This window comes from Paraburkholderia sp. Ac-20347 (genome assembly GCF_017104805.1).
Taxonomy (GTDB): Bacteria; Pseudomonadota; Gammaproteobacteria; order Burkholderiales; family Burkholderiaceae; genus Paraburkholderia; species Paraburkholderia tropica.
Genome location: NZ_JAAGPN010000260.1, coordinates 1 through 11,310 on the forward strand (window position 1 = coordinate 1; position 11,310 = coordinate 11,310).

Below are 11,310 nucleotides of genomic sequence, written 5' to 3' on the forward strand. Positions count from 1 at the left end.
TCCGCACACGCTGCAGGCCGTCGCGCCGCCGCAGCCTCATCCGCACCCCAAAGTCGCCGCCGCGCCCGAAACGCCGGCATCGAGCGCGGATGCAGCTTCGGACGCTTCGGACGCTTCGGCGGCTTCGGCCGCCAGCGCCGCGACCGGCGCGAGCGGGACCGCCGCGGCCAAGGGCGGCGGCAACGGCAACAATCCGTCGGCGCAAGCCGCGCAGGCTTCGCACGGCCTCAAGTTTTCGGTGCCGCCGTCGGGCGAATTGCAGTACGACACGTTTTATAACGGCGTGCGCAATCAGCCCGGCACGATCCACTGGAAGAGCGACGGCCAGCACTACGAGATGGTCGTCGAAGTGCCGCTGCCTTTCGTCGGCACCTTCAGTTGGACCAGCAAGGGTCACGTCGATCCGTTCGGTCTCGCGCCCGATCAGTACATCGAGAAACGCGGACGCCGTCCCGCCGACGTCACCGTGTTCAATCGCGACCAGAAGCAGATCGTTTTTACGCGGACGCCGAATTCGCTTGCGCTGCCCGACGGCGCGCAGGACCGCTTCAGCATGGTCATGCAGCTCGCGAGCCTCGTGCGCGGCGATCCGGACACGTACAAGCCCGGCGTCACGCGCGAGTTCTACGTCGCCGACAACGACAGCGGCGAGACCTGGCCCATCACCACCATCGGCGACGAAACGGTGAGCACCGATCACGGCTATGTGACCGCGCGCCATTTCATGCGCCTGCCGCGCCATGACGGCGACAAGCGCCGCATCGACGTCTGGCTCGCGCCCGCGCTCGGCTGGCTGCCCGTGCGCATCATGCAGACGGAGCCGAACGGCAACGAATTCGAACTGGTCTGGCGCGGCGCGCTGGTGCCGCCGGGCGGCGACAAAGCAAGCAACGCTGCGCCGAATTCATCGCCGAATGCAGCGCCGAATGCAGCGCCGGAAGCATCGCCAAACGCAGCACCGACGGTCGCGCCCTCCACGCCTTCGACCGATATGACGAATGCGCCGCCCGCCAACGCCGCGCCCGCGAATCCGGCCGCGCCGGCCGCACCGGACGCTTCGAACGCAGCCACGCCCACGGCACAGGGCAGCGAGAACAGCAACGCCGCGCCAGCCGAAGCGCCAACCGTTCCGCAGCCCTCGGCAGCGCCCGAGTCGTCATCGCCTGCAACGCCCACGCTGCCGCCCGCCGACGCTCCGCTTCATCCCTGAAACGCCGTTGCGCGCGTCAACGCACATTGCGTCACAAAGAAGTCGCGCGCACGCCGCGAAAGCAGCCCTTCTTTCCGCACGGTTTTGGGAAATAGCGCATACTGGAATCGGCAAAGCGACCCGCTTTGGCCACGCGCGCAGACGGCTATGCACCGCCTGCCGCCCACGCGGCGCAGCGCCCGGCACACGTCATCGGGCGTCCCGCGAAGTCACGCAGAACGACTGCAAGGCGAGCACCAGAAAGGACTGAAGAAACGGCTCGAGGGAGGCCGTGTCGTACGCAACACGGAACACAGCGTCACGCACAACCGTCGCACATAACGGCAAGAAACTTACGAACGTCCGCGATGCATCACGGATAGCGCCATGAACGCCGGTCGGCATCATCGCGCGCAGCTTTCAGGCGCGCCGCTTGCGGCAACCGTGCGTTTGGGCAGTACCTCGCAATCAGCCTGACTCCCAACCCACTACGGTGAAGGAGGAACGCATGCAAGCGACTGTCAACGGCATCGATACGCGCTACGTCTTCGAAGACCGCAGCGGTGGCCCGGCGCTGACGTTCATCCACCAGCTGGGCGGCGATCTCACGGTATGGGATGCGCTTGCGGGGCACTTTCGCCATCGTCATCGCGTGCTGCGTTACGACGTGCGCGGCCATGGCGGCAGCGCCGTCGCGCACGAGGCGTTCGGCTTTCGCGAACTCGCCGCCGATCTCGCCGCGCTGCTCGACGATCGCGACATTCGCGCGACGCATCTCGTCGGCATGTCGATGGGCGGCATGATCGCGCAACAGTTCGCACTCGATTACGCGGAACGCGTGCTGTCACTCACGCTTTGCGACACCGCGAGCCGCACCGCGCCCGAAGCGCGCGAGAGCTGGAACGAGCGCGCCGCGCTCGTGCGCCGCGAAGGTATCGGCACGCTCGCCGACGTGACAATGGCGCGCTGGTTCACGGCGAATTTCCGCGAGACGCATCGCGATACCGTCACGCATGTTTGCGACGTGTTGTTACGCACGCCTGCTGAAGGTTATGCACGCGCCTGCGAGGCGCTACGCGATTTCGACGTGCACGAACGGCTCGCGCAATTGCACGTGCCCACGCTCGTCGTCGCGGGTCGTCACGACAGCGGCACGCCGCCCGCACACACCGAAGCGCTCGCGCGGGCCATCGCGGGCGCACGCTACGAATTGCTCGACGCCGCGCATCTGGCCCCGGTAGAGGAGTCACAACGATTCGCGGCCTTGCTTGAAACGTTTCTTCGCCAGCAGGTCTAAGAAGTTGCACCCGGTAGCATCACGAAGCACAGACTGAAACAGACGGAACCCCGAGGGAGAGCAGTCGAAAACAAGAGGTGCAGTGGGACCCACCCCTTGAATTCCAGAACGAACGCTCCATGTATCAACTCAAGCAGTGAGGGAGCACAGGAAAAAGGAGTGTCGCCATGCAGATGATCTACAACAGTCCGAATTATTGCGTTGTCGAGTTCCCGCCGCAGGACGGCCATGTCGCCATGCGCTCGGGCGGGTACGAGATCGTCGACAAGAACTCGCGTCGCGAGATCTTCATCGACGGCGCAATGGCCGCGCGTTTTCGCGAAGACGTACAGAAGTTGATGGAGGAAGACCAGTCGCTCGACGAGGTGGACGAATTCCTCGGACAGTTCGACAGTCTGATGCAGCAACCCGTGGTGCTCCACTGACCCTCTGAGCGCGTCGCCGCGAACCGGCGTCGCGCAGCGGCGGCACCCCGCTCGGAAAACCCCGCCTGGCCTCGCGGTCGCGCGGGGTTTTCTTTGTCCGGCGGGTTGGCGTCAGCCGCGCGGATATCCGCGCATATCCGCACCTTCGCGCTTTACCGCCACGTTCCCGCGCGCCCTCGCCCCAAAGCCCGCTGCGGGCCTTGCGCGTCAGCGCGGCGCCCCGGCTGCGGCTACAATAACGGGTTTCCCCGTCCAACCGGCTCCACGCCCGCTCGCGACCCATGAACCAGCCTGCCGACACCGTTTCGCGTCCCGCCGCGAACACCTCCGCGCCCACCCGCTACACGCGCGGCGCCGCGCTGCCCGCGCTGCTCGCTGCACGCATCCTGATTCTCGACGGCGCGATGGGCACGATGATCCAGCGCTACAAGCTCGACGAAGCCGCTTATCGCGGCGAGCGCTTCAAGGACTATCCGCGCGACATCAAGGGCAATAACGAACTGCTCTCGCTCACGCAGCCGCAGATCATCCGCGAGATTCACGACCAGTATCTCGCCGCGGGCGCGGACATCATCGAAACCAACACGTTCGGCGCGACCACGGTGGCGCAGGACGACTACGGCATGGGCGAACTCGCCATCGAGATGAACGTGGAGTCGGCGAAACTCGCGCGCGCCGCGTGCGACAAGTACTCGACGCCCGACAAGCCGCGCTTCGTCGCGGGCGCGATCGGACCGACGCCGAAGACCGCGAGCATCTCGCCCGACGTCAACGATCCGGGCGCGCGCAACGTGACGTTCGAGGAACTGCGCCGCGCGTACTACGAGCAGGCCAAGGCGCTGATGGACGGCGGCTGCGATCTGTTCCTCGTCGAGACGATCTTCGACACGCTCAACGCCAAGGCCGCGCTGTTCGCGCTCGACCAGCTGTTCGAGGACACCGGCGAGAACCTGCCGATCATGATCTCGGGCACCGTCACCGACGCCTCGGGCCGCATTCTCTCGGGTCAAACCGTCGAGGCGTTCTGGAATTCGCTGCGTCACGCGAAGCCGCTCACGTTCGGCCTGAACTGCGCGCTCGGCGCGGCGCTGATGCGCCCGTACATCGCCGAACTCGCGAAGCTGTGCGACACCTACGTGTCGTGCTACCCGAACGCGGGCCTGCCGAATCCGATGAGCGACACCGGCTTCGACGAACTGCCCGCCGACACCTCGGGGCTCCTGAAGGAGTTCGCGACGGCCGGTCTCGTGAACGTCGCGGGCGGCTGCTGCGGCACCACGCCCGAGCACATCGAGGCCATCGCGAAGGCGCTCGCCGAGATCAAGCCGCGCCGCTGGCCGGGTCAGTATCGCGATGTCGAATAAGACGCGCCGCTGCCCTCCCGCTACCCTGAACGACACACCGACGAACCCTGACGACCCGGTCCCCCGCCATGACTGACCATACCCTGCGACTCTCCGGCCTCGAACCGTTCAACGTGACGGACGGCACGCTGTTCATCAACGTGGGCGAGCGCACCAACGTGACCGGCTCGAAGGCGTTCGCGCGCATGATTCTCAACGGCCAGTTCGACGAGGCGCTCGCGGTCGCGCGCCAGCAGGTCGAAAACGGCGCGCAGATCATCGACGTCAACATGGACGAGGCGATGCTCGATTCGAAAGCGGCGATGGTGCGCTTCATGAATCTGATCGCGTCCGAGCCCGACATCGCGCGCGTGCCGATCATGATCGACTCGTCGAAGTGGGACGTGATCGAAGCGGGCCTGCAATGCGTACAGGGCAAGGCCATCGTCAACTCGATCTCGCTCAAGGAAGGCCGCGAGCCGTTCATCCATCACGCGAAGCTGATCCGCCGTTACGGCGCGGCGGCCGTGGTGATGGCGTTCGACGAAACCGGTCAGGCCGACACGTATCAGCGCAAGATCGAGATCTGCCAGCGCTCGTACGACGTGCTCGTGAACGAAGTCGGCTTCCTGCCCGAAGACATCATCTTCGACCCGAACATCTTCGCGGTCGCCACGGGCATCGAGGAGCACAACAACTACGCGGTGGACTTCATCGAAGCCACGCGCTGGATCAAGCAGAACCTGCCGCACGCGAAGATCAGCGGCGGCGTCTCGAACGTGTCGTTCTCGTTCCGCGGCAACGACCCGGTGCGCGAAGCGATCCACACCGTGTTCCTCTACCACGCCATTCAGGCGGGCATGGACATGGGCATCGTGAACGCGGGCCAGCTCGGCGTGTATGCCGATCTCGACGCCGAACTGCGCGAGCGCGTCGAAGACGTGGTGCTCAATCGCCGCGACGACGCCACCGACCGTCTGCTCGAAATCGCCGACAAGTTCAAGACCGGCGCGGCGAAGAAGGAAGAGAACCTGGAGTGGCGCAATCAGGACGTCGAGAAGCGTCTTGCGCATGCGCTCGTGCACGGCATCACGAACTTCATCGTCGAAGATACCGAGGAAGCGCGCCAGAAGATCATGGGCGGCGGCGGCCGTCCGATCAACGTGATCGAAGGCCCGCTGATGGACGGCATGAACATCGTCGGCGACCTGTTCGGTCAGGGCAAGATGTTCCTGCCGCAGGTGGTGAAATCGGCGCGCGTGATGAAGCAGGCCGTCGCGCACCTGATTCCGTTCATCGAGGAAGAAAAGCGTCTGCTCGCCGAATCGGGCGCGGACGTGCGCGCGAAGGGCAAGATCGTCATCGCGACCGTGAAGGGCGACGTGCACGACATCGGCAAGAACATCGTGTCGGTCGTGCTCCAGTGCAACAACTTCGAAGTGGTCAACATGGGCGTGATGGTCCCGTGCAACGAGATCCTCGCGAAGGCGAAGGTCGAGGGCGCGGACATCATCGGTCTGTCCGGCCTCATCACGCCGTCGCTCGAAGAGATGGCCTACGTCGCGAGCGAAATGCAGCGCGACGACTACTTCCGCGTGAAGAAGATTCCGCTGCTGATCGGCGGCGCGACCACCTCGCGCGTGCACACGGCCGTGAAAATCGCGCCGCATTACGAAGGCCCGGTCGTGTACGTGCCGGACGCGTCGCGCTCGGTCTCGGTGGCGTCGAGCCTGCTGTCCGACGAAGGCGCGGCGAAATACATCGACGAACTCAAGACCGATTACGACCGCGTTCGCGAGCAGCACGCCAACAAGAAGGCGCAGCCGATGGTCACGCTCGAAGCCGCGCGCGCCAACAAGACGAAGATCGACTGGACGGGCTTCGAACCCGTGAAGCCGAAGTTCATCGGCCGCCGCGTGTTCAAGAACTACGACCTGAACGAGCTGGCGCAGTACATCGACTGGGGTCCGTTCTTCCAGACCTGGGATCTGGCCGGTCCGTATCCGCAGATCCTCAACGACGAGATCGTCGGCGAGTCGGCGCGCAAGGTGTTCTCCGACGCGAAGTCGATGCTCTCGCGTCTGATCCAGGGCCGCTGGCTGCAGGCGAACGGCGTGATCTCGCTTTTGCCCGCCAACACCGTCAACGACGACGACATCGAGATCTACACCGACGATTCGCGCACGGAAGTCGCGATGACCTGGCGCAATCTACGCCAGCAGTCGGTGCGTCCGGTGGTGGACGGCGTGATGCGCCCGAACCGCTGTCTCGCCGACTTCATCGCGCCGAAGGACTCGGGCAAGGCCGACTACATCGGCATGTTCGCGGTCACCGCGGGCATTGGCGTGGACGTGAAGGAAGCGCAGTTCGAGAAGGATCACGACGACTACAGCGCGATCATGCTCAAGGCGCTCGCCGACCGTTTCGCGGAAGCGTTCGCCGAGGCGATGCACGCACGCGTGCGCCGCGACCTGTGGGGCTATGCGTCGGGCGAGACGCTCGACAACGACGCGCTGATCGCCGAGAAGTACGCGGGCATCCGCCCGGCGCCGGGCTATCCGGCTTGCCCGGATCACCTCGTCAAGCGCGACATGTTCGACGTGCTGCAAGCGAACGAGATCGGCATGAGCGTGACCGAATCGCTGGCGATGCTGCCGGCCGCGAGCGTCTCGGGCTTCTATCTCGCGCATCCGGACAGCACGTATTTCTCCGTCGGCAAGATCGGCCAGGACCAGCTCGCGGACTTCGGCCGCCGCATGGCGCTCTCCGAAGAGGACGCACGCCGCGCGCTCGCGCCGCTGCTCTGAAGGTGAGTCGGCGATTGCGGCGGATCACGGCGGGTCACGGCGGGTCACGGCGGATCGCTGTGACCCGGCCCGCGCGCCGCGGCTGTCCAGCCCCGGACGCGTCCGTTGCAGCCAGCCGACATATGCCATTCGATAGGCTGAATATTACGCGCGCGTCATTTTTCGGCTTTGTAAGATGGCAGCGCTTCACCCTTGGCCAAACGCGGCGGCGCGCATCGTCCGGCGCCGCGCCGGCTCGATCATCAGCAAGTCCTTAAAAAAATCGCCTTTGGAGAATCGTATGAAGAAGCTGATGTTGATGTTGACCGCCTTCGGCGTCGCGGCGCTCGCGCAGCCGTCGTTCGCCCAGCCGGCCGCGCCTCACGAGTCGAGCGCGGTGTCGTCGTATTCGGCGCCCACCGAAAAGCACGTGAAGAAACCGAAGAAAAAGAAGGTCAAGAAAGGCGCGGCCTCGGCCGCCGAAACCGCGCCGGCAGCGGCCAGCGAGTAAGCGGCGTCACGCGCGCCCGCGTTTGAAAAAGCAAAGAGCCCGCATCGAGCGGGCTCTTTCTTTTTGCAGTTCACCGTGCAACTCACACACACCGCACGACATCGTCGGCTTCGAAACTCAGCACGCTCGATGATCGCGACCGTCCGCGCAAACGTGCGTCAGATGCCCCACACGATGTCGTTGTCTTCTTTCTTCGCCGCGCGCAGCATGTCGAGGAACGGGAACGCGCGCTGGGCGAGGCCCGGCGGCAGTTCGTGATGCTCGTAGCCATCCTCGCCTTCGTGGAAATGGCCTTCGTGTTCGGCGCGATCCTTCTTGTCGGTGGCGATCGCCGCTTCGAGCTTGCCGATGGCCGTGTCGAGTTCCTCGTGCGTGATCACGCCGCGCTCGCCGAGCCGCTTGCCGATGATGCCGAGGAGATATTGCGCGAGATTTTCCAGCATCGTCACGTCAGGCGACGCGTGGCATTTGAATGTAACCAGCATGTCTGTTCCCTTTATGATTTTTGATGTCCGCTTGACCTGGGCTGGACGCCGTTGCCGGCGCCCGCTGTAACTGGCGCCCTGCAACCGGAGAAGCGCCAGCGGAAAAGCGAGACTGGCGAGCCCGGGTGTGCCGGGCTTCTCATTTCACATATTAGCACCTGCTAAAATCCGTCTGGACGGAATTACCCGCAGGGCGCGGCCCTGTCCGGCCAGCCAGAGCGCCACGGCCAGCGCGCGACGCGCGCGCCTGACGCGACGGTCGCCGGACAGCCAGCCAATCGCTGGCCTGAATGCTGACAAAGGCCGGCGGCAACGCCCCGCCCTCACCCGAATTCGACGGCACGCGCCGGCCTTCGCGCTCCATGCAGGCCGGCCCCGCACCCAACTACCCGCACAGGACCTGCAACAAGCATGCTGCCCGCACAGAAACACACCCTGGAGACTCTGCTCGCCGACGCCGTCGCCCAGGTGGCGAAGGCCACCGAGGGCGCGACCGAAGCCGCATTCGTCGTGCCCACGATCGCGCTCGAGCGTCCGAAGGTCGCCGCGCACGGCGACGTCGCCTGCAACGTCGCGATGCAGCTCGCCAAGCCGCTGCGCGCCAATCCGCGCGCGCTGGCCCAGCAGATCGTCGACGCCGTGAAGGCGCTGCCCGCCGCCGCCGGTCTGATCGCCGACGCCGAAGTGGCGGGCCCCGGCTTCATCAACCTGCGCCTGACCGTCGAAGCCAAGCGCGCCGTGCTCGGCGCCGTGTTCGCCGAAGGCGCCGCGTTCGGCCGCTCGCAGCGCGAAGCCGGCAAGCGCGTGCTGGTCGAGTTCGTCTCGGCCAATCCCACCGGTCCGCTGCACGTCGGCCACGGCCGCCAGGCCGCGCTCGGCGACGCCATCTCGAACGTGCTCGGCTCGCAGGGCTACGACGTGCACCGCGAGTTCTACTACAACGACGCAGGCGTGCAGATCGGCAACCTCGCCGTCTCCACCCAGGCGCGCGCGCGCGGCCTGAAGCCGGGCGACGCAGGCTGGCCCGAAGCCGCCTACAACGGCGAATACATCGCCGAGATCGCACGCGACTACCTCGCGGGCGAAACCGTCGCGGCCAAGGACGGCGCGCCCGTCACCGGCGCGAAGGATCCGGAAGACCTCGAAGCAATCCGCCGCTTCGCCGTCGCCTACCTGCGCCACGAGCAGGATCTCGACCTGCAGGCGTTCGGCGTGAAGTTCGACCGCTACTACCTCGAAACGTCGCTCTACACCGAAGGCCGCGTCGAGAAGACCGTCGAGTCGCTGATCGCCTCGGGCCAGACCTACGAGCAGGACGGCGCGCTGTGGCTCAAGACCACCGACTACGGCGACGACAAGGACCGCGTGATGCGCAAGTCCGACGGCACCTACACGTACTTCCTGCCGGACGTCGCGTACCACGTCACCAAGTGGGAACGCGGCTTCACGAAGGTCATCAACGTTCAGGGCTCGGACCACCACGGCACCATCGCGCGCGTGCGCGCGGGCCTGCAGGCGCTCGGCATCGGCATTCCGACGGGCTATCCCGACTACGTGCTGCACAAGATGGTCACCGTCATGCGCGACGGCCAGGAAGTGAAGATCTCCAAGCGCGCGGGCAGCTACGTGACCGTGCGCGACCTGATCGAATGGTCGGGCGGCGCCGATGTGGACCGCGCGGGCAGCGACGTCGCGCCGGATCAGCTCGACGAAGCGACCATCCGCCGCGGCCGCGACGCCGTGCGCTTCTTCCTCATCTCGCGCAAGGCCGACACGGAATTCGTGTTCGACATCGACCTCGCGCTGAAGGAAAACGACGAAAACCCGGTGTATTACGTGCAATACGCGCACGCACGCATCTCGTCGATTCTCGGCGACTGGCAGGGCAAGTTCGGCGGCAAGCTCGACGCGCTGCCGCAGATCGACCTCGCGCCGCTGTCGAGCGAACGCGCGCTCGCGCTCATCGCCAAGCTCGCCGAATATCCGGACATGCTCACGCATGCGGCCGGCGAACTCGCGCCGCACGCGGTCGCGTTCTATCTGCGCGAACTCGCGGCTGAATTCCACTCGTTCTACAATGCCGAACGCGTTCTCGTCGACGACGCGGCCGAGCGCGATGCGCGCGTCGCGCTGCTCGCGGCCACGCGCCAGGTGCTCGCGAACGGTCTCGCGATGATCGGCGTGTCGGCGCCCGAGCGCATGTAACGCAACTGACGCATGCGTTGCGCCGCGCTGTGCCGCGGCGCATGACCACGTGAAGCGACATGTTTGGGGCGCGTCCGCGAGCGGGCGCGCCATTCCAGGATTCTCTTGTTTGCAGGTGATTCAGACGATGGCAAAACCGCGCCGCACTACAAAACAGCAGTCGAAACAGTCCGGGGGTACGTTTCTCGGTGTCGTGCTGGGCCTGATTGTCGGCCTTGCGATCGCGGTGGTGGTGGCGCTCTATATCACGCGCTCGCCCACGCCGTTCGTCTCGAAGGTCGCGCCGCCGGCCGCTTCGGACGCCAGCCAGAGCGAACAATACGATCCGAACCGTCCGCTGCAGGGCAAGACGCCGGGTCAGCCGGTCACGCCGCAAGCCGCGCAGAGCACGCCGCCGAACACCGCGCCGGGCCAGACCACGAATCAGTCGCAGTCGTCGGGCATGCTCGACGAGCCGCAGATCGTCGAAGTGCCGCCGTCGGGTTCGACCGACAACAGCGCGAACAACGCCGCCAACAACGGCGTCGCGGTCGCGCCGAAGCCCTCGACGGGCAACACGGCCGACACGACGCAGCCCGCGAAGAAGCCGCAGCCGTCGAGCCAGCCCGCGCAGCAACTCGCGAACAACCAGCCGCAGAAGTCGCCGAACGCGATTCCGGCGCCGAACGCCGCGAAGCCCGCGCAGCCCGGCTCCGGCGCGCCGTCGGCCGCCGACGCCAACACCGGCTACTTCCTGCAGGTGGGCGCGTACAAGACCTCGTCGGATGCCGAGCAGCAGCGCGCGCGCCTCGCCTTCCAGGGCTTCGAGTCGAAGGTCACGCAGCGCGACGCGGGCGGCATCACGTACTACCGCGTGCGCATCGGTCCGTTCTCCAAGTTCGACGACATGAACTCGACGCGTCAACGTCTGTCAGACGCCGGTATCGACACCGCCGTCATCCGTTTCTCGAAGCAGTAACCGCCGTCCGCGCCGCGCCGCCGCGCGCTTCGCTCCCCGCGCTGTCCGCACCGTTGCGTGCGCAAGCGCCACGGGCGGAGCGCGCAGCCCGCGGCGCGATCTCATCCAGCA

9 protein-coding genes are annotated in these 11,310 nt (G+C 66.0%); 8 read left to right on the plus strand and 1 reads right to left on the minus strand.

The features are described from left to right. From G3N97_RS31535 to G3N97_RS31560, 6 genes are all read left to right on the plus strand, one after another. A partial coding sequence (locus tag G3N97_RS31535) for a DUF3108 domain-containing protein (RefSeq protein WP_205996860.1) occupies positions 1-1,210 on the plus strand: 1,210 nt, incomplete at its 5' end. 487 nt (positions 1,211-1,697) lie between these two features. Then, positions 1,698-2,486 (plus strand): 3-oxoadipate enol-lactonase, encoded by a 789-nt coding sequence (pcaD, locus tag G3N97_RS31540; RefSeq protein WP_205996861.1) that lies wholly within the window; start codon positions 1,698-1,700, stop codon positions 2,484-2,486. Positions 2,487-2,653: 167 nt separating this feature from the next. Beyond that, on the plus strand, positions 2,654-2,911 hold the full coding sequence (locus tag G3N97_RS31545) for a DUF3567 domain-containing protein (protein WP_065062046.1): 258 nt from the start codon (positions 2,654-2,656) through the stop codon (positions 2,909-2,911). A 281-nt stretch (positions 2,912-3,192) separates the two neighbouring features. After that, a complete protein-coding gene (locus tag G3N97_RS31550; protein WP_205996862.1) occupies positions 3,193-4,275 on the plus strand; it encodes a homocysteine S-methyltransferase family protein in 1,083 nt (360 codons plus the stop codon). A 47-nt stretch (positions 4,276-4,322) separates the two neighbouring features. Next, a complete protein-coding gene (gene metH / locus G3N97_RS31555) occupies positions 4,323-7,061 on the plus strand; it encodes a methionine synthase (RefSeq protein WP_277397814.1) in 2,739 nt (912 codons plus the stop codon). 280 nt (positions 7,062-7,341) lie between these two features. After that, on the plus strand, positions 7,342-7,551 hold the full coding sequence (locus G3N97_RS31560) for an acid-shock protein (protein WP_205996864.1): 210 nt from the start codon (positions 7,342-7,344) through the stop codon (positions 7,549-7,551). 158 nt (positions 7,552-7,709) lie between these two features. On the opposite strand, the gene G3N97_RS31565 is transcribed toward G3N97_RS31560, so the two are convergent. Continuing rightward, on the minus strand, positions 7,710-8,036 hold the full coding sequence (locus G3N97_RS31565; RefSeq protein WP_065062041.1) for a DUF1840 domain-containing protein: 327 nt from the start codon (positions 8,034-8,036) through the stop codon (positions 7,710-7,712). Positions 8,037-8,447: 411 nt separating this feature from the next. On the opposite strand from G3N97_RS31565, the gene argS reads away from it, so the two are divergent. Both argS and G3N97_RS31575 read left to right on the plus strand, forming a co-directional pair. Then, positions 8,448-10,241, plus strand: coding sequence for an arginine--tRNA ligase (gene argS, locus G3N97_RS31570; RefSeq protein ID WP_205996865.1), 1,794 nt, complete (start codon positions 8,448-8,450; stop codon positions 10,239-10,241). 127 nt (positions 10,242-10,368) lie between these two features. After that, the gene (locus tag G3N97_RS31575) at positions 10,369-11,199 is read left to right on the plus strand and encodes an SPOR domain-containing protein (RefSeq protein ID WP_065062313.1); all 831 of its coding nucleotides are present in this window, start codon (positions 10,369-10,371) and stop codon (positions 11,197-11,199) included. Positions 11,200-11,310: the final 111 nt, after the last annotated feature.